Origin of the sequence: Rhodococcus sp. NJ-530, assembly GCF_003860625.1 — a bacterium.
GTDB classification, from domain to species: Bacteria; Actinomycetota; Actinomycetes; order Mycobacteriales; family Mycobacteriaceae; genus Rhodococcus_F; species Rhodococcus_F qingshengii.
Map to the genome: position 1 here is coordinate 259,556 of NZ_CP034152.1, position 22,952 is coordinate 282,507.

21 protein-coding genes and 1 pseudogene are annotated in these 22,952 nt (G+C 62.6%); 9 read left to right on the plus strand and 13 right to left on the minus strand.

Going from position 1 to position 22,952, the window contains the following annotated elements; translation table 11 throughout:
* Positions 1-29: 29 nt before the first annotated feature.
* The 3 genes from EHW12_RS01130 to EHW12_RS01140 all read right to left on the minus strand — a co-directional run bounded on the left by EHW12_RS01130 (position 30) and on the right by EHW12_RS01140 (position 4,165).
* Entirely contained in the window at positions 30-1,883 is a 1,854-nt protein-coding gene (locus tag EHW12_RS01130; RefSeq protein ID WP_125052506.1) for a galactan 5-O-arabinofuranosyltransferase, read from the minus strand.
* Positions 1,884-1,973: 90 nt separating this feature from the next.
* Positions 1,974-2,735, minus strand: coding sequence for a decaprenylphospho-beta-D-erythro-pentofuranosid-2-ulose 2-reductase (locus tag EHW12_RS01135; protein ID WP_007731800.1), 762 nt, complete (start codon positions 2,733-2,735; stop codon positions 1,974-1,976).
* Entirely contained in the window at positions 2,732-4,165 is a 1,434-nt protein-coding gene (locus tag EHW12_RS01140; protein WP_003943934.1) for an FAD-binding oxidoreductase, read from the minus strand. Before EHW12_RS01140 ends, EHW12_RS01135 begins: the two co-directional genes overlap by 4 nt.
* A 63-nt stretch (positions 4,166-4,228) precedes the next feature.
* On the opposite strand from EHW12_RS01140, the gene EHW12_RS01145 reads away from it, so the two are divergent.
* Genes EHW12_RS01145 through EHW12_RS01155 form a run of 3 tightly spaced genes read left to right on the plus strand, consistent with a single transcriptional unit; the run spans position 4,229 to position 6,668 of the window.
* Positions 4,229-4,702: a GtrA family protein gene (locus tag EHW12_RS01145; RefSeq protein ID WP_269465953.1), complete on the plus strand. Its 474-nt coding sequence runs from the start codon at positions 4,229-4,231 to the stop codon at positions 4,700-4,702.
* Between the two features lie 54 nt (positions 4,703-4,756).
* The gene (locus tag EHW12_RS01150) at positions 4,757-5,665 is read left to right on the plus strand and encodes a PIN domain-containing protein (RefSeq protein WP_125050191.1); all 909 of its coding nucleotides are present in this window, start codon (positions 4,757-4,759) and stop codon (positions 5,663-5,665) included.
* Positions 5,666-5,684: 19 nt separating this feature from the next.
* The gene (locus EHW12_RS01155) at positions 5,685-6,668 is read left to right on the plus strand and encodes an alpha/beta hydrolase (protein ID WP_030535811.1); all 984 of its coding nucleotides are present in this window, start codon (positions 5,685-5,687) and stop codon (positions 6,666-6,668) included.
* A 13-nt stretch (positions 6,669-6,681) separates the two neighbouring features.
* Here EHW12_RS01155 and EHW12_RS01160 read toward each other — a convergent pair whose 3' ends face one another.
* Positions 6,682-7,290: a TetR/AcrR family transcriptional regulator gene (locus EHW12_RS01160; protein ID WP_158170230.1), complete on the minus strand. Its 609-nt coding sequence runs from the start codon at positions 7,288-7,290 to the stop codon at positions 6,682-6,684.
* A gap of 209 nt (positions 7,291-7,499) precedes the next feature.
* On the opposite strand from EHW12_RS01160, the gene EHW12_RS01165 reads away from it, so the two are divergent.
* Genes EHW12_RS01165 through EHW12_RS01180 form a run of 4 tightly spaced genes read left to right on the plus strand, consistent with a single transcriptional unit; the run spans position 7,500 to position 12,056 of the window.
* Positions 7,500-8,291 (plus strand): cyclase family protein, encoded by a 792-nt coding sequence (locus EHW12_RS01165; protein ID WP_065351774.1) that lies wholly within the window; start codon positions 7,500-7,502, stop codon positions 8,289-8,291.
* 53 nt (positions 8,292-8,344) lie between these two features.
* On the plus strand, positions 8,345-9,277 hold the full coding sequence (locus EHW12_RS01170) for a fumarylacetoacetate hydrolase family protein (protein ID WP_030535808.1): 933 nt from the start codon (positions 8,345-8,347) through the stop codon (positions 9,275-9,277).
* Complete coding sequence (locus EHW12_RS01175; RefSeq protein WP_030535807.1) at positions 9,274-10,512, plus strand: thiolase family protein; 1,239 nt, start codon at positions 9,274-9,276, stop codon at positions 10,510-10,512. The genes EHW12_RS01170 and EHW12_RS01175 overlap by 4 nt, the downstream gene beginning before the upstream one ends.
* Positions 10,509-12,056, plus strand: coding sequence for an AMP-binding protein (locus EHW12_RS01180; protein ID WP_058038043.1), 1,548 nt, complete (start codon positions 10,509-10,511; stop codon positions 12,054-12,056). Before EHW12_RS01175 ends, EHW12_RS01180 begins: the two co-directional genes overlap by 4 nt.
* On the opposite strand, the gene EHW12_RS01185 is transcribed toward EHW12_RS01180, so the two are convergent.
* From EHW12_RS01185 to rfbA, 6 genes and pseudogenes are all read right to left on the minus strand, one after another.
* On the minus strand, positions 12,045-12,905 hold the full coding sequence (locus tag EHW12_RS01185; protein ID WP_125050192.1) for a hypothetical protein: 861 nt from the start codon (positions 12,903-12,905) through the stop codon (positions 12,045-12,047). The two genes, EHW12_RS01180 and EHW12_RS01185, sit on opposite strands and share 12 nt — an antisense overlap.
* Positions 12,906-12,939: 34 nt before the next feature.
* Entirely contained in the window at positions 12,940-14,031 is a 1,092-nt protein-coding gene (locus tag EHW12_RS01190) for a trypsin-like peptidase domain-containing protein (RefSeq protein WP_003943984.1), read from the minus strand.
* A 69-nt stretch (positions 14,032-14,100) separates the two neighbouring features.
* Positions 14,101-14,931, minus strand: coding sequence for a glycosyltransferase (locus EHW12_RS01195; protein WP_050655616.1), 831 nt, complete (start codon positions 14,929-14,931; stop codon positions 14,101-14,103).
* Positions 14,928-15,359 carry a GtrA family protein gene (locus tag EHW12_RS01200; protein WP_041814505.1) on the minus strand — a complete coding sequence of 144 codons (432 nt, stop codon included), beginning with the start codon at positions 15,357-15,359 and terminating at the stop codon, positions 14,928-14,930. The genes EHW12_RS01195 and EHW12_RS01200 overlap by 4 nt, the downstream gene beginning before the upstream one ends.
* A gap of 37 nt (positions 15,360-15,396) precedes the next feature.
* Positions 15,397-15,989 (minus strand): annotated as a pseudogene (gene rfbC / locus EHW12_RS01205) (dTDP-4-dehydrorhamnose 3,5-epimerase).
* Between the two features lie 19 nt (positions 15,990-16,008).
* Positions 16,009-16,884: a glucose-1-phosphate thymidylyltransferase RfbA gene (rfbA, locus tag EHW12_RS01210; protein WP_020905793.1), complete on the minus strand. Its 876-nt coding sequence runs from the start codon at positions 16,882-16,884 to the stop codon at positions 16,009-16,011.
* Between the two features lie 107 nt (positions 16,885-16,991).
* Between rfbA and rfbB the strand changes: the two genes are divergently transcribed.
* A complete protein-coding gene (gene rfbB / locus EHW12_RS01215; RefSeq protein WP_054188651.1) occupies positions 16,992-17,999 on the plus strand; it encodes a dTDP-glucose 4,6-dehydratase in 1,008 nt (335 codons plus the stop codon).
* Here the strand turns inward: rfbB and EHW12_RS01220 are convergent.
* Together EHW12_RS01220 and EHW12_RS01225 are read right to left on the minus strand one after the other, a co-directional pair.
* The gene (locus EHW12_RS01220; protein ID WP_020905795.1) at positions 17,996-18,922 is read right to left on the minus strand and encodes an NAD-dependent epimerase/dehydratase family protein; all 927 of its coding nucleotides are present in this window, start codon (positions 18,920-18,922) and stop codon (positions 17,996-17,998) included. The two genes, rfbB and EHW12_RS01220, sit on opposite strands and share 4 nt — an antisense overlap.
* Positions 18,923-18,924: 2 nt before the next feature.
* Positions 18,925-19,953, minus strand: coding sequence for a glycosyltransferase (locus EHW12_RS01225; protein WP_223257872.1), 1,029 nt, complete (start codon positions 19,951-19,953; stop codon positions 18,925-18,927).
* Positions 19,954-20,061: 108 nt separating this feature from the next.
* On the opposite strand from EHW12_RS01225, the gene EHW12_RS01230 reads away from it, so the two are divergent.
* Positions 20,062-20,742, plus strand: coding sequence for a class I SAM-dependent methyltransferase (locus EHW12_RS01230; RefSeq protein ID WP_081557214.1), 681 nt, complete (start codon positions 20,062-20,064; stop codon positions 20,740-20,742).
* Here EHW12_RS01230 and EHW12_RS01235 read toward each other — a convergent pair.
* Entirely contained in the window at positions 20,697-22,916 is a 2,220-nt protein-coding gene (locus tag EHW12_RS01235) for a hypothetical protein (protein WP_054188737.1), read from the minus strand. The two genes, EHW12_RS01230 and EHW12_RS01235, sit on opposite strands and share 46 nt — an antisense overlap.
* Positions 22,917-22,952: the final 36 nt, after the last annotated feature.

The window sequence follows — 22,952 nt, forward strand, 5'->3', positions numbered from 1 at the left end:
CGGTAAGCCTTTTGTGACGTATCTCCTGGTTAGATTGCGTCAGAGCGGGTAACGACCACAAACGGCCCCTGCTCGGTCACGGTGAAACGAGGATCGTCGAACAGTTCCTTGGGGAACGTGACCGTGTAGCGGCGGACGTTCGGGTCGTTGGGGTAGACGTCCTCTGCCAACCGCAGCGTGTACCCGTCGGCGCCCTGGCGGAAGACGAAGGCGTCGGGGCTGCGCCACGGCGCCGAGTCCAGCGCAGCTACCAGTTCGTCAGGCGTCTTCAGTTCCGACCACTGCTCGATCAGCGCGGCGCGCGCACGGAAATCGGCGAGCGGGTTCGCGTAGTGCGACGTCAGTCCTTGAAAGCCGAAGTACGGGTAGAAGCTGAGGAAGCCGATGTCGGCAGTGAGGACCACCGTGTCATGGGGTTCGCGTCCCAACTGCTCGCGAATGATCCGGTCGATGTCGGCGTAATTGGCTTCGGCACCCGGGGGTCGCTTGTCCCCGCGCTCGCCGTTGCCGTCGGTATCGCTGTATGCCACAGCGATATCCGGCGCCAGCACCTGCGGGATGTTCTGCGCGAAGGCGATGGCTCCGATGACACCGAGTGCAACCAGTACCGCTTTGACGCGAGGATTTTCGCTGGTGGCCAGCACGATCCAACCGGCGAACTCGAAGAAACCGAACACACCGGCGGCGGCAAGGAGTCCGATCAGGACCGGCTCCAGTCGGAAACCGAGGAGCGTACTGCCGGCGACGGTGAACGTCATGGACAGCAATGCCCACAGATACACGGCAATGACACCGATGCCGAGTGCCCGGGCGCGGCGGGAGAAGAGGAAACGAGAAATCAGCCAGATCGTGCCGAGTAGGCACAGCCCACCGACGAGGGTGAAGCTCAGCATCGGGAAGGGCAGTACCGCACCGGAATCGGGAAGATAGTGGAATGCCGTGCCGGATTCGGAAGTTGCCCCTGAAAGTGCTTTCAACAGGTACGGAGTCCAGACCGTGAGGGCCACTACCCCTGCGATCGCGGCGATCACTACCAGTCGGATCAGCGGATTCAGCGCTGCCTTCCACGTGTTTTTGGCCTTCGCTGCCATTACTGCTGCGACGACGGCCATCAAAGTGACTGAGAAGGCGGCAAAGGCGAGGTACAACGTGTAGACCGTTGCGGCGAAACCGAGGAACAGGCCCGTCCCGAGTATTGCGCCGGCTCCGGCAAATCGAGATGCCCCCGGCCGGTCCAATGCGCCCCACGCGAGGATCAGCACCGGCGGGATCAGGAGGTTGATGACGGCGCCGTACGCCTCGGGGGAGTTGTACGCCAACACGACGGCAGTGACGGCCAAGGCCGCGACGACGGCCCAATCGCGTCGAATCATCTTGGTCCACAACACGAGTGCAACGACGGCGACGACAGCCAACGAGCCGATCGCATAAGGCTTGAAGGCTTCCCAGCCGTCCATTCCCAGCAGGTTCGCGACGCGTCCACCGATCCAGAACCAGCCGGCCGGGTAGAACGGCGGCAGATCCACGTACGTCATGTCCTGCAGCGCAGCAGAATCCGTCAGCCGGGTCAGGTACTCGGTTCGGAACTGCTGATCGACCGAGACCCCGTGCAGATACAGACTCGTCGCGGCCAGGGGAAGTCCGAGCGTCGTGGTGACGAAGCCGGAGAGCCCGGCCCACGAGAGGAGTTTTGCGACCCGCTCGGCCTTGCGGGCGCGGAACATCAGAACCGCAACACCGACCACTGCGATGCAGAGCACCTGCAGCACCGTCGTGACTGCCTGCGTGACATTGGAAGAGGTGAACGCCGGCCACTGCACTCGGCCGAAAGCAAAGAGCCCGACAGCGGCTACAACAGCGGCGACCAGCGCTCCGAGGGCCATTTCCACCACCGTCGCCGCGGCATTACGCCACGGCGACGGGGTCGAAAGGTCTGTACTCGGAGCAGTTGTTGTTTCTGGCACGGGAGGAGCTTAAACCGGCAACTTCCGGAAGATCGGGCGCGGCACGTGGCGAAGACCCATCATGACGAAGCGCCACGGGCCGGGAGTCCAGACGATTTCCTTGCCCTTGTCCGAGGCGGCAACAGCGAGCTTCGCGACGATGTCCTTGTTGACCGTCAGCGGAGCTTCCTTGACGTGGGCACTGAACTGCGTGCGCACCATGCCGGGGCGAACGACGGTGACCTGCGGTCCGAATTCCGCGAGAGCCTCGCCGAGTCCGAGGTAGAAACCGTCGAGGCCCGCCTTGGTGGATCCGTAGACGAAGTTGGCACGCTTGACGCGCTCGCCGGCAACCGACGACATCGCGATGATCTTGCCGAAGCCCTGAGCCTTCATCTTCTCGCCGAGAAGAACACCGACCGAGACGGAAGCGGTGTAGTTGACGTTTGCCACCAGAACGGCCTTGCGCTGGTTCTGCCACAGCTCTTCGGAGTCACCGTCCAGTGCGAAGGCGACGATGGCGACGTCGACGTCACCGTTCGAGAACGCCTGGTCGATCACCTTCGGGTGCGATTCGAAATCAACGGCGTCGAAGTCGATGAGCTCCACCGAGGTGGCACCCTTCGCTTCGAGCTGCTTGACCGCAGCTTCGCGTCCCGGATCGCCAGGGAGTGCCGCCAGAACGACGCGGAGCGGCGCCTTCTTCAGGTATTCCTCACAGATGGCGAGGCCGATCTCGGAGGTTCCACCGAGAAGCAAAACGGTTTGCGGGTTACCTACAGCGTTGATCACAGTTCCAGCCTTCTGGACATATCGGAGGCGAAAACGCCTGTGGGGTCGTACTTGCGGCGCGTCGCGATCCACTCGTCGATGCGCGGGTACATGGCGTGGAAGGTTTCCGCGGACGTCCGCGAGTCCTTGGCCGTGTACAGGCGTCCGCCGAATTCGAGGACACGCTTGTCGAGTTCGGTGACGAACTCGTTCAGGCCCGGCTTGATGCGGAAGTCGACGCAGATGTTCCAGCCCGGGATCGGGAAGCTCAGCGGCGCCTGATTGCCTTCGCCGAAGAGCTTGAACACGTTGAGGAACGAGTAGTGCCCGCTGCGCTGGATGTCGACGATGATCTTCTTGAACTCGTCGACGGCCTCCGGCGGAACCACGAACTGGTACTGCAGGAATCCGTTGGATCCGTACGCGCGGTTCCACTCACCGAACATGTCGAGCGGGTGGTAGAACTGCGTCAGATTCTGGACCTTGCCGCGATACTTGCCGGACTTGCGGAACCAGACCTCACCGATCGCGGTGAAGTTGAACTTGTTGGCCAGCCCGTTCGGGAAGACGTCGGGGAACGTCAGCAACTGCGGTGCGTCGAAGGCGAGCGGGTTCTTCTGCAGCTTGGCCGGAAGCTGGTCGAGCTTCGCCAATGACCCGCGCGAGACTGCCGCCCGGCCGAGCTTCGGGGGCGCGGAAATCGCGTCGAACCACGCGCTCGAATACTCGTAGTTGGCCTCACTGCCGTCGCTGTGCAGCGCGATGGTCTCGTCGAGGCTGTTGGTGACGTCGCCGTCGGCGATGAAGTACGCCGTCTCCGTCGGTGTCATCTTGATGGTTGCCCGCAAGATGATGCCCGTCAGGCCCATGCCGCCGATCGTGGCCCAGAACAGTGCGGCCTTCGGGTCGTTGCGCCCGCCCTTGGGGGTGAGCGTGCGAACCTTGCCGTCGGCCGTCAGCAGATCCAACGACACGACGTGGTTGCCGAAGCTGCCCGCGCTGTGGTGGTTCTTGCCGTGGATATCCGAGCCGATGGCGCCGCCGATCGTGACCTGACGAGTACCCGGCAGGACCGGAACCCACAGGCCGAACGGCAGAGCAGCCTTCATCAGCTGATCCAGATTCACGCCGGCGTCGACGTCCACCAGAGCGGTGTCGCGATCGATGCGGTGAATGCGGCTGAGTGCATTCATGTCGATGACCAGGCCGCCGGCGTTCTGCGCTGGGTCACCGTACGAGCGGCCGAGGCCGCGCGCGATGACGCCGCGTCGCAGATGCGAGGGCTTGGAATCGTTCTGTTCCGCAACCTGGGCGACCGCGTTGGCGATCACTTCCACGTCGGGGGTGGACAGCACCTGTGCAGTGGTGGCGGCGGTGCGTCCCCAACCGGTGAGGGTGCGGGCTTGGGTGTGGAGAGCCGGCTGCGGCGTCTCTTCTGCTGTCGTGGACATCAAGGTAGAGGTTACCTGGGAGTAGTGCCGACGGCTCCGACTCGAGTGGTTACTCTCGTCGTCGTGCCCGAAACACCTGCAAGTCACCAGCACGAACCCCACGTCCCGCTGCCCGTCGAGATTCCTGTCACGACGGACATCGCCGACGACGCGATGGACCTGAAAACGCAGATCGTCCGGTTCGTCGCGACGGGTGGGCTGTCGGCTGTCGTGGACTACGGGCTGTACGTGCTGCTCTTTGCGTTGGGGTTGCCGCGCGTCGCCGCAAAATCGCTGAGCTTCGTTGCGGGCACCACGACGGCGTACCTCATCAATCGTCGGTGGACGTTCAAGGCCGAGCCTTCTCGCGCCCGCTTCATCGCTGTAGTCGCGCTGTACGCGGTCACTTTTGCGGTTCAGGTCGGACTCAACGAACTGATGGTCCATGTCTTCGACGAGCATTGGTGGCGGACACCGCTGGCCTTCGTCATCGCGCAGGGCACCGCGACGGTCATCAACTTCATCGTTCAGCGGGCAGTGATCTTCAAGATCAAGTAACGGTTCGGGGTGGATTAGCGCATTCGTCCGGTTTCTCGAGAGAGAATCGAGCCCATGATCATCGTTCTCGATTCTTCGGCCCTGACCAGGGGCGCACGGTTCGACACTGCCATCGCCGACGCTCGCGCACTCGGACACCGCGTCGTCGTGCCGCGATTGGTCGTCCTCGAGGTTGCGAGTCGCTACCGCGAGGAATCGGCGGAGATGATCGCGGCCCTGAGCGTCCAGGCGCGCATGTACGACCGACTGGGGTTGCGGCGCGACCTTACGAGGTTCGTCGACGCGGCTCACGACAAGGCCGACGGCTACGTCGACGACGTGATCGAAGGCCTCGTGGCGATCGGCGTCGAAGTGGTCGATCCAGTCGACGTTTCGCATCTCGAGGTGGCCGAGAGGGCGATCTCGCTGCGTCGGCCCTATACCGACAAGAAGAAGCGAGACGGATATCCGGCGACGCTGAACTGGCTGACCGTGCTCGATCTCGCCGACCGCAACCCGGGCGTCGACGTCATCTGGGTGAGCTCCGACGCACGGGCATACGGCGACGGCGAAGACGGGGTCTGGCACGGCGATCTCGCGCGTGAGCTGGCGTCGCGCGGTCTGGAGTATCGGGTCCGCTGGGCGTCGGACATCCCGGTGATCGACGGACCGGTGCAGGTGGAGCAAGTGGCGGAGGTCGAGGAAGCCGCTGAGGTCGCGCCCGAGGCCCCGGTTGCTCAGGGCTTCGTGGAGCCGGAAGCGGTGGTTCCAGCCGAGGTTCCCGAACCCGCGGCACCTGCAGCAGCCCCCGCCCCCAAGCCTGTTCAGCGCGCAGCGCGGACGAGAGTTGCGCCGCAGCGCATCGAACCCGCCCCGAAAGCTCAGTCCGGTGGACTGCGCGGTCTGGGCAAGGTCATCGGCGGGCGGAAACGAAAGGTCACGATCGTCGACGATCTCGACGAAGTCGACCTCTTCGGTGCCTGATCGCTTCTAATCTGGACAGATGTCTCTGTTGCCGACAGTCAGTCGAAGGACCGGAACTCGATACGGCAGGCCGAGTATCGAATCGCAGGTCCTCTACAACGCGTGTCGATGGATGCTTCGGCCCGTGGTCGGGATCGCGCCGCTGACGCCTGGCGCCATGCGCCGCGCCGCAGTGCTGGACTCGGCCGCGGGTGTACGCATTCCGTCCGGGATCGATCGGGAAGCGATTCGCTTTCCAGGTTTCGACGGTGAACTCGTGCGGACGGCAGGCTCGACGGCTGATCTGCGCGACGGTGTTGTTCTCTACCTGCACGGCGGCGGGTTCATGTGCTGCGGGCTCAACACGCATCGGCCGGTCGTTGCAAGCATCGCCAAGCGAACCGGCCTTCCGGTCCTGCACATCGCATATCGACAGTTGCCGAGCACGAGCATCAGCGGGTCCGTCGACGACTGTCTCGATGCATACCGGTGGCTCCTCGAACAGGGAGCCTTGCCGGAAAAGGTTGTCTTCGTTGGCGATTCGGCCGGAGGCTTCCTGGTCTTCGCGACGGCACTTGCAGCTGTTTCCGCGGGGCTCGAGGTTCCGGCCGGTCTGGTCGGGCTCTCACCGCTCCTCGATCTCGATTGCACCACCAAATCGGTCCATGCCAACGCTCGACGCGACGTGATCGCCCCGGTGTCGGCATTGATGGCGATCGGAAAGCTTGGCGGACAGACGAACTCACCCGTCGACGGCGATCTGGCCGCTCTGCCGCCGTCGTTGCTGATCGCCGCCGAATCCGAGGTGCTCAGAGTCGATTCGGAGGTGATGGCGCAACGGCTCGCCGCCGCGGGGGTGCCGTGCTCGCTGCAGATCTGGAACGGCCAGGTTCACGCGTTTCCCGCCGTCTGGCCTGGCTTGCCGGAGAGCCGGGCTGCGCTACGTGACGTTGCCAGGTTCATTCGCGCCAGGCTGGATGCGGTCCCGCCCCAGGTCGCGGGCGAAAGTTGTTCGGGAAGTTGAACTTCCGGTCCGGTTAGGGATTCTCGTGTCCTGACGTTGTGGTAGGTGCCATCGCGCGGGCATAGATCGATTCGAGCTCGGTTACTGCTGAACGTCGATCGACGTTGTCGGGATCGAGGCGATGTTGGAGGTTGATCCCGAGAGTGCCGGCCAGAAGGGTGACGGCAACCAACTCCGGATTGGTGACCGGGGTGTCGATCGAACGCAGGTAGTCCGCGTACAGCGTTCGCATTGCGACGTACTGCTCTGCGTAGGTCTCGCGGATGGTGGACCCGGGAATCACGGCTTCGATCAAGATGGTCGAGAAAATTCGTGCCTCGGGGTATGACATCAGTACGAAGTTGGCTTCGATCAATGCTTCGATTCCAGTCGCCGAGGATGATGCCAACTCTGCGCGTAGCTTTTCCATGCCCCACCGGAATGCGTCCTCGACGACGGCTCGTAGAAGCCCGTCCTTCGATCCGAAGTGCCAGGCCACGGACCCTCTGCTGATACCGGATCTTTCTGCCACGGCTTGTACGGACATCGCGGTCGACCCGCCTTCGGCAGCCAGTTCGGCCGCGGCTTTCACCAGTCGCCGTCTGGTTTCCTCGGAAATCTCCTGCTTGCGTGTCGACGCCATTCGGTGTTCCTGCCTTCTTTCGTTCTCGAGTGCAGCCAATTCCGGCACGCGGTGACGTCGACGCGCCCGTCGGGGCCGAGACCTGCGCACCGCACTCATGCTACGAGGCCGGCCATCGGCCGGCCGTATTCCTCTCGCGACACCCTCTTGCCTATGTTGATCGTCCAGTTCTATGCTGAGCGTCCAATAACTTAACGGAATGGGCGGACATGGAATTCATCGATCTGACTAGAACTCTCGATCCGGCCGATCGGGAATTGCTCCCCGAGGGTTTGAAGGCACTGGCTTCCGTCGTTGCCCCCTCGGTGACCTACTCGCACCCCGCAGGTGCCGGACGCGACGAGTTCGCGGCAGCACTGCAGTGCGGAGTTCATGATCTTCCGGACGGTGAGGGGTGGGGATCGGAGATGTTGAGTGAGTTCAACAGCCATCTGGGCACACACGTCGACGCGCCGTTGCACTACGGATCAACCTCGGAGGGTAAGCCTTCTCGCACGATCACAGACATCGCGTTGGATGAATTGTTCTGCGAGACAGTGGTGCTCGACCTGCGCGGCCGGTGCGAGGCGAATCAGCCGATCTCGGTGGACGCGCTGAAAGCTGCCCTGGCGGAAAACGGTGCGTCCGTTCCCCAGGGTGGTGCCGTGTTGCTCCGTACCGGACAAGAGAGCTTCACCTTGGCTGATCCAGGGTTCTTTCAGTATCCAGGGATGAGTCGCGAAGGCACGCTGTTTCTCGCCGAGCAAGGCGCGAAGGTGCTGGGCACCGACGCTGCCGGCTGGGACTTGAGCTTTGCAGTCATGGCGCAGAAATTTCGTGACACCGGGGACAACTCGGTTCTCTGGGACGGGCACCGGGCCGGACGCGAACGTGAAGTATTCATCGTTCAGCAACTGGCGAACCTCGCCGCGCTTCCGCCCTCGGGATTTCACGTGGCGTTTTTCCCGATCAAGCTTGCGCGAGCCAGCGCTGCCCCGGCTCGTGTGGTCGCGTTCGTCTGAGCAAAATTCCTGCCTCACCTAACGAACAATTCAGTGAAAGGTATTGACTCACAGTGAAACTTGCGACCGTCGAATACGAAAAGACTCAGCAGACGGCTCTGGTGACGGGCAGCGGCGAGCAACTGTTGTTACTCGAGCGAGCTCATCATGATGTGACGGGAAAACCGGCTCCAGAACTGGAAACCATGCAAACCATCATCGAAGGTGGTCCGGCGGCACGGGAGACCCTGGATCGGCTCGCAGACGAGCCGCCGGCAAGTGCAATCGTCGACGCAGGTGATGTGCGCTGGATGTCGCCGCTTCCTCAGCCGGTCCAGATCCGAGACTTCGGCTGCTTCATGGATCACTTCCGCAACGCTCGCGCCCGAATTCAAGGGGTCGCACTCGAGGACGTCGAACTGCCGAAGATCCAGTTGGAGCGCCCGCTGTATTACATAGCGAACCGATTGGCGGTGACCGGACACAAATCTGACGTCGTGTGGCCCGAGTACTCGAGCCTGCGCGATTACGAACTCGAATTCGCCTGTGTGCTGGGGCGCGGTGGAACCGACATCTCACGCGCGGATGCCCCTGCGCATATCTTCGGTTACACCATCTTCAACGATTTCAGCGCCCGCGATACTCAGCTCGAGGAGATCTCCACCGGACTCGGTCTCAGTAAGAGCAAGGACTTTTCGAACGCGAATGTCCTCGGGCCCTGGATCGTGACGGCCGACGAAGTCGGTGACCCCTACCAACTCGAGATGACCGCGAGAATCAACGGAGACGAGGTGAGCCGAGGAACCAGCGCCGACATGGACCATCGTTTCGAGGACGTGATTTCGTTCGCTTCGACTTCCACGCGGCTGTACCCGGGTGAAGTCTTCTGTTCCGGCACCGTGCCGAGTGGATGCGGCTTGGAGCACGGGCGGTTCCTGGAACCGGGAGACGTAGTCGAACTCGAGGTCACCGGCCTCGGTGTATTGAGGAATCGAGTGGTGGCGTGAGCGGCGAAGTCATGGTTCTCGGTGTCGGCGCGACTCTCTTCGGGCGGCACGCGGATACCGCGGCCTCGGAATTGGCGGGGCGTGCGGCGATCGATGCCGTCGAAGACGCGGGCCTGACCCGCGGTGACGTCGGTGCGGTCTTCTACGCGACAGTCAGCCAGAAGGCGATCGACCGGCAGCACATGATCCCAGGCCAGATTGCCTTGAGGCCATACGGTTTCGGGGGAGTCCCGGTCGTCAATGTCGAAAATGCCTGCGCCGGCGGCGCGACTGCACTCTGGCTGGCGATCGCCCACGTTCGCGCCGGTCTGTCCGAGGTCGCGTTGGCGGTCGGGGTGGACAAGCTGGTGTGCTCGGATCCGGCTCGAAGTCTGGAGGTGTTCGACGGTGCACTCGACGTTGCGCATCGCGACGAGACGCTCGCGGGCCTTGCTTCGCTGTCCGCTCCGCTGCCGGATGCACTCGGATCGCAGGGTGAGCGGTCGGTGTTCATGGAGATCTACGCTTCTCTTGCCCGGGCGCACATGGAGAGATTCGGAACCACCGAGTTCGAGCTCGCGTCCGTAGCAGCCAAAAATCATGCGCATTCCGTGCACAATCCGCGGTCGCACTTTCGCAAACTCTTCAGCGTCGAAGAGGTGCTTGCCGCAAGGCGAGTCGCGTGGCCTCTGACAGTTCCGATGTGCTCGCCCGTCAGTGACGGTGCAGCGGCGGTCATTGTGACCAGTGCGGACTTTGCTCGAAGGCACGATTCCTCTCGGCGGGCGGCGCAGGTACTCGGTTGCAGCTTGGTGTCAGGCACGGATCGGACCGCAGATGACGTGGAGAGTCACATCGGTCGCCGTGCAGCAATGAGCGCATACGAGGAAGCCGGAGTCGGGCCAGGCGATGTGGATGTGGCAGAGGTCCACGACGCCACGGCCTTCGGTGAAGTGCAGCAGGTCGAGAATCTGGGGTTCTGCCCGATCGGTGAGGGCGGCGCGTGGTCGGCGTCCGGTGCGAGTTCGTTGGGAGGCGTGCGTCCGGTCAATCCGTCAGGTGGGCTCGAGTCCCGTGGTCATCCGGTCTCGGCAACGGGACTGGCGCAGGTCTTCGAACTTGTCACGCAGTTGCGTGGACAAGCAGGGCGGCGACAAGTTCCGGGTGCTCGAATCGCGGTCGCAGAGAACGGCGGAGGTCTCTACGGCATCGAGGAAGCCGTCGCCGCGGTCACGATCTTGGGAGGGCCACGATGAACGCGGACATCATGAACGATGAACCGATGGCGCCAGGCTTGCAGGTGCAAGCGGGATATGCGGATCTGATTCTGTCGGCGCTGCGACGCCGACCAGACCACATCGCGTTTCGATTCACGGATCGGAACGGTGATCGGGCCGAGCTGACATATTGGCAGACTGCGGAACAGATCGAGCGGATTGCAGGTGTCCTCAGTAGCTTCGCTCTGCCGGACGGAGCCGGGGTCGCCCTGCTTGCGGGGCCGTGTCCTGAAGCATTCACGGTCATGGCCGCGGCGTGTCTGGCGGGCGTGCGCTACACGGCACTCCATCCGCTCGCGACCGAAGAGAACGACAGGATGGTGCTGAAAGACAGTGGTACCGATCTCCTGTTGGTTGCCGACGGACAGTTCCAGGTACGCGCCGAAGCGGCACAGACTCGAGTGATGTCACTGTCAGCCCTCGAATCAGCGTGTGAATTGGGTACGGCGGGAATAGGTTCAGGCTTAGGCGGTCAGGGTCGAGCTTTGTATCTCTTCTACACCGGTGGAACCACCGGTGAGCCGAAAGGCGTCATGCTCAGGGACCGATCCTTGGTCGCCAATGCCTGGGCCTGCACCACGTGGGAGTGGCCGGCTGAAACCACCATGCTGCTCACTACGCCGATGTCTCATGCTGCCGGTCTGCTCGTCGCACCCGGTCTGCTGCGAGGTGCAAGCTTCGAGTTGCACAGGTCGTTCGACCCGGACAGAGTTGTCGACGCCATCGAAAATGGCGGAGTCACAGCTACATTCGTGGTTCCCACGATGCTCTATGCCTTACTCGACCATCCACGCCTGTCGGATGCGAATCTGTCTGGGCTGAACTGGATGCTTTACGGTGCTGCACCCATCGACCCCACCAGGCTCGAGCAGGCAGGGGCGGTGTTCGGGCCGATCCTGAGCCAGCATTACGGTCAGGCCGAAGCCCCGAATGCGTTGACGGTACTCGATACACGTGAGCACACGGACGATCCCGCAGTTTTGGGGAGTTGTGGGCGCGCGATGCCAGGTGTCGAAGTGGTGTTGCTTGACGAGCAGGGAAACGAGACGGCGACGGGCGTACCCGGCGAGCTTTGTGTGCGAGGTCCGCTCGTGATGGACGGCTATTGGAACAAACCTGAACAAACCGCTGCAGCGCTCGCGAATGGGTGGTTGCACACCGGCGACGTTGCTCGAATCGACGAAAGTGGGCTCATCTCGATCGTCGACCGCATCAAAGACACGATCATCAGTGGTGGATTCAACGTCTACCCGCGCGAAGTCGAGGACTCACTCGGACATCATCCCGCGGTGGCAGCATGTGCGGTATTCGGTGTCCCCGATTCTCAATGGGGAGAAGCTGTTACCGCCGCAGTCGTACTGAAGACGGGATGGTCGGTCACACCCGATCAACTCATCGCGCACGTGAGATCGCACAAGGGTCCGATCTGGGCGCCCAAGGAGATTTCGATTCTGGAAGCGCTGCCGCTCACTGCTTTGGGGAAGATCGACAAGAAGGCACTCCGTGGCGCGTCACCGACCTAGTGACGCGACAACTGCCTGTGCGAGGGCGTCGGCAGATCCAGGGGCGAATGGCAGAAAGAGTTCGGGCTCGATCAGTTCCACTTCCATGAGCAGTGGCTGATCCACCGGACCCACGACGTCCACACGCGCATAAAGCAATTCGCCGGGGCCGCATGGGGTCGCGGCCAGTGCTGCGTCGGCCACCGCGAGTTCGGCGGCGGACGGTTGGTGGAGGTGGTTGGTTCCGCCGTGAAATTCCTGCACGCGGAAGTCGTGGGCGGCCGGGATCTTCCGGACAGCGTGTGAGTAGCGTCCGCTGATGTGGATGATCGAGCGCTCACCGTCGACGACGTCCGAGACGAATGGCTGGACCAACGCGTCGTTACCGCCGTCGAGGATCGAGCTGAGGTGAGCGTGGGCCTGCGCGGACCCGGCGGCAAACTTTCCCACTCCGACAGCGCCGGCGGACACTGCAGGCTTGACGATGACGTCGGCACCCTCGAACGAAGGGAGGGTGAGTGTTTCGCTCTTTCCGGCAGCGATCACAGCGGTTGGGACGATAGGGACGCCGGCCGCGGCAAGTTCGGTGAGGTATCCCTTGTGCGCGTTCCACTTCACGATCGAGAGTGGATTGGCGATCGGAGCGGTCAGCTGATCGAGAACGGCGAGAAATTCGTCGAGGCGCTGGGTGTAGTCCCAGGTCGACCGGATCAGAACCAGGTCGGCGTCGATATCGAGGAGGGACGGGCTCGACCACGGCGCCATCGTCGACGCGATGCCGTAGGAGGTGAGAGCATCCATGACGAGTTTGCTTTCGACATCCGCTTCGCGGGCGGCGCCGTCACAGGTGAGCAGGAGAACCGTGGTCATGCCACGATGCTTTCACGGCTGGCGCCTTCTAAGACTAGCGAGGTGGCCCCTCGTCGAGGACCAGCGAACCGGTCCCGGGTTGCCCGGTTGCGTCCACCCACGTCACCGCGACGGTGTCGCCGGGGCGGCGCGAGCTCATCGCCGCGTTGAGATCAGCGGACGACGCGATCCGGCTGCCACCGAACTCGGTGATGACCGCACCTTTGGTCAGCCCCACCCGCTCGGCCGGCGAATCGAAGCTCACGGCAACAACTTCGGCGCCGGCCGGCATGTCCGCGTGATCCTTCACCGCGACACCGAGTACGGGTGTCGGTCCCACACGCACGGTCTCGGAGGAGCGGCCACCGAGTACCTGCTCGACGATCGGTAGTGCGGTGTCGATCGGTATCGCGTAGGACTGAGGCGCCGGTGAGGTTTCGGTGCGGTCGGTGACGGCGTTGCCCGCGCTGCTGACGCCGATCAGCTCGCCAACGGCGTTGACCAGGGGGCCACCGGAATCGCCAGGCCGGATGTCCGCGTCGACCTCGATGAGGCCCTTCAACTGGTTTCGCGATCCGTCGGACACGTTGCGGGTGTTGACGGTGACACCGAGGTTGGTGATGACGCCGGGAGCAGGGACGGGTACTCCGCCGCCTTCCGCATTTCCGATTGCGGTGACGGAGTCCCCGCGAGCGGCTTCTGCTGATTTGCCGACCACAGCCACCGGCAGATCGTCAGCGCCCGCGAGTCGAAGGACGGCAAGATCGCTGACGCTGTCGTACCCGAGGATCTCGGCGTCGTAGATCAGCCCGTTGGACATGCTGACGGCGGTGACGTCCGAGGCTCCGCTGATGACGTGGTGATTCGTGAGCACCACTCCGTCAGGGGAGAGCACGATCCCGGTCCCAGCAGTGGTGGTGAATCCGGCCGGCGCCGTGATGGTGACGATGGTGGGGACCACCCGGGCCGAGAGCTCCTCCGGGGTGAGCGGAACAACCGGCGCGGGTGGGGTGGTCGTGATGACGGTGACCGGTGCGGACTCGATCGTTCCCGGGGTCAGGGGCGGTGCGACCAGCGCGAGACCACCGAGGCCGGCTGCGAGAACGACGGCCGTCCACAGGCCGCGTCTGCTCGCACGTTTGGTCATCCAGCCGTCCGTCCCGCCGGTGTCATGCCATCGAGTCGTGAAAGGTGAAGATTACCCAACCGGCAAAGATCAAGACATGCGATGGCGCAACAGCATGTAGACGCCGCGACGCATGAACGAAGTGGCGAGTGCGCGTGCGTCGCCGATTCGGACGTCCATTGCGGAGACGAGAGTCGGATCCGATTCCCGGAGATCTTTGTGGAATGCCGCTGCCTGGCGTGCCTGATCCTTGGCCAGACGCACACTCCACTGTCCGGCGTTGACGCGGAAGGACGCGAGGGGTTTGGCGATCGCATAGACGTCCCCTTGGAGTGCGACGGCGGTGTACGTGGCTTCGTCGATGACGTACGGGTTGGTGTCGTCCCACCATCCGATGGCCTTCAAGGCGGATCGCTTCATGAGTACACATCCGGGCTCGCCGAAGATGTTCGCTCCCGCCGTTACCGTCTTTCGGGCCGCGTCGCGCCCGGTGACCAGTCCCTTCAGCCCTGCAAGTCCGCGCGCGGAGAGGATGGTCTTTCCGTTTGCATCGACCAGTTTGCGTTGCGAGGCCACGAGTACCACCGAGGGGTGCTCGTCGAAAGCCGCGACCTGTTCCGCCAGGCACTCGGGGTAGATGGTGTCGTCACCGCACACCAGTTTCAGGAGCTCTCCGTTCGCAGCTTCGCTGACCCGGTCCCAGTTTCGCTTCGCTCCGCCGCCGGCCTCGGTCGACAGGATCTCGATCCGCGGATCGTCGGCGTATCGCGCCAGGACCTTGACGGTGTCGTCGGTCGACGAATGATCCGAGATGATCAGTTCGAAGTCCTGGTAGCTCTGATTCAGGATCGAGTCGATCGTCTCGGCAATGTAGTCGGCATTGTTGTAAGCCGGGACGACGACGGAAACACGCGGAGTCATGAGTTGCCTGTTCTCTTGTTTCGACTGAACGAGAAATCGCGGTAACCGAAGAAGCTTGCTGTTGCGGTTACCGCAGTGATGACGAGTTGTGACGGGATGGGAGGAAAGTGCAGGACCGAGACCGCGACGGTCATCAGCGCGAGGTTGATCACGAAGGCGCCGAAATTGACGACGACGAATCGCCAGAAGTCACGGAGGAAGTGGCCGCGAACTTCGAAGACCAGGTAGCGGTACATCGCAAAAGCGCACAGCAGGTTGCAGACGTACCCGGCAACGATCGCGAAGTGGTAGCCGAATTGATCGCCGAGCGCGATCTGCCAGGCAATGAACCAGGCGGTTCCGAGCGCCGTGTTGACGCCACCGACGAGCAGAAAGGCAAGGGCCTGATTCTTGACGACGCGCATCAACGGACCCGGCCTGCCGGTCATTCCGGCGGGGGTGTTGCAGTCGAATCCGGTGAAGCCATCAGCCTTCGCCGAACGTGGGCAGCAGCCCTGCCGACACGGCATCTTGAAGCGACGGTGCCGCTGTGTCCTTCGCGGAGAGCGTGATGTTCAGGGGCTCACCGCTGCGACCCACGGTGGGCCAGTCGATCGCTATGTCGGGATCGAGGGGGTGAACTTCGTGCTCACGCTCGGGGCGTATCCCGTCGAGCACAGGTAAACCACTGTCGAGTTGTCCTCGAGGGACAGGAAGGCATGCCCAAGCCCTTCGGACAGAAAGATCGCTCTGCGGTCGACGTCGTCGAGAAGGACCGAATCCCACTGGCCGAAGGTCGGCGATCCCACGCGGAGGTCGACGGCGATGTCGAGTATCGCGCCTTTGACACACGTAACGTACTTGGCCTGTCCGGGAGGGACGTCGGCAAAATGGATGCCTCGTAGGACGCCGGCAGCCGAGACCGAGCAATTGGCCTGCTGAAGGTCGAGGGTGCGGCCGGTGATCTCGGAGAATCCGGGTTCACGGAACCATTCGAGGAAGACTCCACGGTCGTCGCCGAACTGTTTGGGTGTGAATTCCCAGGCCCCTGGCACTTTCAGTTCGCGATACTGGCTCATCACGTGAGTATCTGCCATGTCACCAGTCCTTGCCGCGGTCGAGAAGTTCGAGAAGGTATTTTCCGTATCCGGATTTGAGGAGCTTCTCAGCACGAATGCGTAGCTCGTCGTCGGTGATGAATCCGTGCCGCCACGCAACTTCTTCGGGCGCGCCGATCTTGAGTCCCTGACGCTCCTCGATCGTGCGCACGTAGTTCGATGCGTCGAGAAGCGAATCGAAAGTTCCGGTGTCGAGCCACGCGGTGCCGCGAGGAAGTACTTCGACCTGGAGGCGGCCAGCTTCGAGGTACGCACGGTTGACGTCGGTGATCTCGTATTCGCCGCGTGCCGATGGTTCGAGGTCCTTGGCGATGGCGACAACGTCGTTGTCGTAGAAATAGAGGCCAGGCACCGAATAGTTGGAGCGCGGGTTCGCCGGCTTCTCCTCGAGCGAGACGGCTTTGCCTTCGCGGTCGAACTCGATGACTCCGTAAGCCGTGGGGTCCGAAACCCAGTACGCGAATACGGCGCCACCGTCGATGTTCTCGAAACGCGTGAGCTTACTGCCCAGACCTGGGCCGTAGAAGATGTTGTCGCCGAGGACCAGGGCCGCGGATTCCGAACCGATGTGGCCGGCTCCGAGTACGAAGGCTTGTGCGAGACCATTCGGCTCGTGCTGGATCTGGTAGGTCAGGTCGACGCCGAACTGCGAGCCGTCGCCGAGCAACCGCTGGAACTGCGGTGCGTCGTCTTCTGTGGTGATGATCATGATGTCGCGAATCCCGGCCAGCATCAGGGTGCTGAGTGGGTAATAGATCATCGGTTTGTCGTAGACGGGGACCAGCTGTTTGCTCACGCCGAGCGTGATGGGGTGCAACCTCGACCCCGTGCCGCCCGCCAGAATGATTCCGCGCATGCCTCGAAGTGTTCCAGTGTTCGCTGGAGAAACAAATCTCGGGCGCACGGTATCGTGCGTGGCCGGTAGATAGATCGGTTCGATTCGGTGATCGTGGAGGCGCAAACGTGAGAGTTCTCGTGACTGGCGGTGCAGGCTTCATCGGCGCCAATTTCGTGCATCAGACGGTGGCAGAGCGCCCCGACTCCGAGGTCACGGTGCTCGATGCGCTGACCTACGCGGGCAACAAGTCTTCGCTCGATTCGATAGCCGACCGCATCACGTTTGTTCACGGCGACATCACCGACGCAGTTCTCGTCGACCAACTGGTGGGCGCTGCCGACGTGGTCGTTCATTTTGCTGCCGAGTCGCACAACGACAATTCGCTCGCTGATCCGTGGCCGTTCGTGCAGACCAACATCGTGGGAACCTTCACGCTCCTGCAGGCTGTGCGCAAGCACGACGTCAGGTATCACCACATTTCCACCGACGAGGTGTACGGAGACCTCGAACTGGGCGATCCGGACCGTTTCACGGAGTCGACCGCGTACAACCCGTCGAGCCCCTACTCGTCGACGAAGGCATCGAGCGACATGTTGGTGCGCGCGTGGACCCGTTCGTTCGGCGTCCGGGCCACCCTGTCGAACTGCTCGAACAATTACGGCCCTTATCAACATGTCGAGAAGTTCATCCCACGGCAGATCACCAATGTTCTCGCCGGATTGCGTCCCAAGTTGTACGGCGACGGTTTGAACGTCCGTGACTGGATTCATGTCGACGACCACAACAGCGCGGTCTGGGCGATCATCGACGGTGGCCGGATCGGTCAGACCTACTTGATCGGCGCTGATGGTGAGATGAACAACCGAACTGTCATGGAGTCGATTCTGCAGATATTGGGCCGTGGCGCCGACGAGTTCGATTTTGTCACCGACCGCCCGGGGCACGACGTGAGGTACGCGATCGACTCGAGTCTGCTCCGGAAAGAACTTGGCTGGTCCCCGCGCTACGAGGACTTCCGCAGTGGTCTGGAAGCGACGATCGACTGGTACCGCGACAACGAACAGTGGTGGCGTCCGCAGAAGGACGCGACCGAGCAGGCATACGTGGCAGCCGGCGAGAAGACCACTTCCTAGCGTGCAGCCAGATTGCGGCGGATGGAGTCGAGGGTCGACGCTATCCCGGCAGGCAACGGGCGATGTGTGCGCTGGTCCAGATCGGTCCACACGATCGATCGCAGCCGTAGGTCTCGGGCTTGCGCCGAAGCGAGTGGAGAACTGGCGAGCACAACGTTGGGGCGTTTTCTGAAGACGGTGTGGCACGCGCCGAGGATCGCCCCGATGGTGACGCTGCGTCCGGACGCGTAGATCTTGGTGACCGTCGGTTCCTGCGACGCTTCCGCTCGGGTGAAGCTGTCGACCACCATTTCGGCCGCGTCGGAGACGTAGACGTAGTCCCGAAGCGTGTCCATGGGAACGTAGATCGAAATGGGCATCGACAGCAGATAGCCTCGGCAGAGGTGCGAAATCAGGCCTTGGGGTTTCGCCAGATTCTGACCCGGGCCGTAGAGATTTGCGAATCTTCCTATGACAGTGCGGGTTCCGCTTCTGGAGCCGAATTCGCGAACAATGGATTCGGCATCGAGCTTTGCTCGCCCGTAGTCGGCCAGTGGATTGGTCGCGCTTGTTTCGGTGTGCGGTGCTCCGGGAGCTCCGGCGTAGACGCCGCCGGCAGACGAAGCGTGGAAGACGGTCCCGACGCCTGCGTCCGCCGTCCCCAGCTCGTCGAGAACGTCCTTCATGAGTTGGTTCTCGCGAGCGAATTCGTCACTGCTCGTACCGTTCACACCTGCACCGGCGCACCACGCCATTCGCCACGGGCCGCCGGCGGCGTCAGTAACCAGTTTCCTGGCATCGGCGAACAGGATTTCTCTGGCCAGAGCGGGTTCCCCCCACGGGACGCGGCTGGTGCGGATGTCGGCCCCACGGCGCTCGAGTTCGCGGGCCACGGAGCTGCCGAGGAGGCCGCCGCTGCCGACTACCCACGTGGGGACATTCATCGTTACGCGGGTGGCTCGGTGGCGTTCCGGCGCCCCAACGGGCCTGACGCGGGGTCGCTGACGATGAGGTACGGCGGCTTTCCCATTGCCGTCTTGACTGCGACACCGATGTATTCGGCGATCACACCCAACGAGAAGAGCACTGCCCCGAAACCGAACAGCATCACGATCATCGTCGACGCCCATCCTCGTACCTCGACGCCGGCGTCGAAGAACACGTACGACGCCAACACGTAGAGGACGATGACGAGACCGCCGACAGCGAACAGGAAGCCGATCAAGCTGACCATTCGCAGGCCCTTGGTGCCGCTGGAGAGAACCATTCGCCAGAAATGCGACAGCAAGCTTCTGAGGTGATATCCGGATGCGCGTCCGCGTTCCTCACGCAGTTGAACCGGGCTGGTGGTGACCTCTCCCGCGATCCAGCCCAGAGCCACGTCGAGGTACGCCTCGGATCCGGCGTATGCGGCGACCGACCGTCCGACCTCTCCGAGGACCAGTCGGAAACTCTGATACTTCACGGAGTTCTCGGACGAGAGAATTTTGGTGGTCAGCCATTTCGACGACTTCGACGCCGCGTTGCGTAGCGCACCGTGGGGTGCCGCGTTCACGGGCTGCGCGTAGACGAGGGTGGCCTGTTGATCCAGTGCAGTGTCGAGGAGTCCACCGATGTCGGCAGGGTCGTGCTGGCCGTCTTCATCCATGGTGACAACCCATTCGCCACCACTCGACGCCATTCCCGCCAGTGTTGCCGGATGTTGGCCGAAGTTGCGCGAGAGCCAAATGGGTCGGATGAAGTCATGTTGTCTCGCGAGTTCACGGATGACCGCAGCTGATCCGTCCGGACCGTGGTCGAAGACGAGAAGGACTTCTTCGACGACCAACGGCCGCCCGCCGGGAGTGGTCTGGGTTTTCGTCAGGGGAAGTATCTCGTCGATGAGTGCATTGAGAGTGTGTTCGCCCTGGTAAACCGGCACGACGACGGAAATTCGGTGCGGTTGCACCGACTCGGGTGTGCCATCGGTCTTCACAGGCGGGGAGTGTATACGTCGCCGGGGGTCGGCTTCTCGGCGTGGGGGCGTACATGTCGGCGAATCGTGAAGTTATGATCCGGATCACTCGACGAAAGTGAGTCTCCAGTGGCCGAGTTCGAAGATCACACCAACGATCGACGCGAGAACAATCGCGAGAACACAGGCCTTCCGGGGAGAGCCGATACGGGTAGCGGTGATACCACCGACACCGAGTACACGGCTCGGTTGCGTGAGCTTCAAGGCGCCAAATGGAAGCGCATTCTGAACGTGCAAGCGCCGTATCAATGGAATATCCGACGTTTCCTCGGCGGCCGGAAGGTGCTCGACGTCGGCTGCGGGATCGGCCGAAATCTGCGAAATCTTCCCCCTGGCAGTGTCGGGGTGGACCACAATGAACATTCGGTGGAGTTCTGTCGATCGGTCGGGTTCGAGGCGTACTCTTCGGCGGAATTTCACTCCGAAAGCGATCAGAGAACCTTCGACGGAATGCTGATGGCGCATCTCCTCGAGCACCTGCCGGCGGGAGAAGCTTCCGGCATCGTCGCCGAGTACCTTCCATTCCTGGAACCGGGTGCGACCGTCATGCTGATCTGCCCTCAGGAACGTGGCTTCGCCAGCGATCCCACGCATACCGTCTTCCTCGACGGCGTCGACCTCGAAAAGATCTGTGCGGACAACGGTCTTGTAGTCAGGCGCTCGCTGTCGTTCCCGTTTCCGCGGTGGATGGGAAAGCCGTTCATCTACAACGAGTCTGTGGTGATCGCGGAGGTCCCGTCCCGGCTCTGACGCCTGTCGCGGTAGTAGATCACGGAGAGGCCGGCAAGGATAACGAGTCCGAAGCCCATACCGACATAGCCGATCCTTTGTCCTGGGGAACGGAAGTTGATCACCAGTTCGGCGTTGTCGGTGCCAGGCGGCAGATCGACGTAGAGGTACGTTCCGCCGAGGCCCTTGGTCGGGATGGGTTCGCCGTCGAGGGTCGCGGTGTAGCCCGGCCATGCCAACCGTGCGAAGACCACGCTGCCACCGCCCGGTGAGCTGACTCGTACACGCTCGTTCTTGACGCTCATGTACTCGGACTGTGCGTCGGCATTGACAGTTGCCGACACACGGCCCGGTTGACCGGAGATCGGGCCGGCGTCGCGTTCGAGGACGTAGATCTGGTCCTGGGCGACCTCGGGCACTTCTGCCCAGTGCCACCCGGGTGGGGCGGGTTCGTTGTCAGCGCCCGGGTACTGCTTGCGCTGAAGGACGACGCGGTCGAGCAGCATCAGGTCTGCGCTGGTTCGACCGGTGTATTCATCCGGCCTGAACACGTTTCGGTAGGCGTCGTCGCACGTCGACCCGTCGAATCCCATACACAGCAGCGAAGCGAAGTCGGCGTGGCCGACAGGGGTGTACGCGTTGACGTAGTCGAGATCGAGCACCTTGGCGTAGTTTCCGTACACCTGCGAAGTCCACGGGAGTTCGGTTGTTTCGGCGTCGATTCGGATCAGCGCGCGATTGCCGAGCTGAAGGGTCGTGCCCGGGAAATCCGGAAAGTTCGCCTTGGCTTCGGATTGGCTGGTCGGCAGGTACCACTTGTTCAGCGCCTGGGGATACGCGATCACTTGATACAGAGTCACCGGAGCGATGGTGAGAATCAGTAGACCTGCGATCGCCGGGGCGCCGTATCTACGACCGAGGTAGATGGCGAGTGCTCCGACGGCAATGATCACGACAGCCCAGGTGAGATGCCGGATGAAGTACTGCGGACCCGAAGAACTGGCGCGAATCATCAAGACGAACACGATCAACGATGCAGCGATGACGCGTGATCGCAGTTTGTCCAAAGTCCCGAATCGGCTCAGCAGCACACCGAGTAGTACCAGGGAGAACACCGCGACGAAGGGAAGTAGTCGTGCCGGCCACCGAATCTGGCCGATGTCGCTGGGGCCCGCGGTGAACAGCAGAATGAAGGCCAACAGCAGCAGCGGGGTCACCAACTCTCGCAGCGAACCCTGTGCTTTCCGCCAGCCGATGAATGCCAGTGCCGGTATCGCGAACCAGGCGATGTAGGTGATCGGTGCGTAGGTGGTTTCGCCCGTCCAGGACTCGATACTCGAGACGGACGACGGAATACTCGCCGTCAGTGTTTCCGACCACGGTGCCGTCAGGAAATTGTCGTTGAACGTACCTTCTTCGCCGGTGCGCCATGTGACGGCCGAGGAGAGCAGACCGGGAAGAAAGGTGATCGCGCCGCAGGCTGCGGCCGAGACGCCGACCAGTCCGAGCTTCACTGTTGTCCGCCACTGCGGACTGCGGACGTATTCGCCCACCATCAGTGCCCCGACGGTCACTCCGGCCATCAATGCCGCATGGACGTATCCGACGCTGATCGCGAGATAGAGGAAGACGAAGACGGGTATCGGCCCCGACCGGCCGCGGGCATAGCGAATTCCGCTGGCCCACGCCTGCACCACCCAGGCCATTCCGATCACCGACGTAACCCACGACGGGTACTCGAAGTACAGAGTGAACCCGGCAAAGGGCACTGCGCTTCCGGCGACGGCCGCCCAGTAGGGGCGCGCGCCGTATTCGAGGCAGACTCGATAGACGCCCCATCCGAGGATGATCGCGAATGCCAACTTCACCAGCGTGGCCAGCAAAGCGAGATTGTCGACGGACGGTGCGATGTAGTTGATGAAGATCTGGACCGGGTTCCACAGCCCACCCTGACCCTCGACCGGATAGTTTCCTGCCATCCACTGATCCAGAACCAGCGAGGGGAATTGTCCCTCTCGCATCAGATGGCCCAGCTGAACCCAGTTGCCGACCGCACCGGATTCGGTGTCGTCGACATAGAAGTAGCGAGGGTCCACCGTGACGATCGCGAAGAATGCGAGGCACACGACTGCTGGGATCACAGCGCCCCAGCTCCAGCGTTCCCGACGGGTGGGAGCGGGTAGTTCGAGTGTCAAGGGATCTCCAGGTCGCACGGGTGGATGCACCAGAGA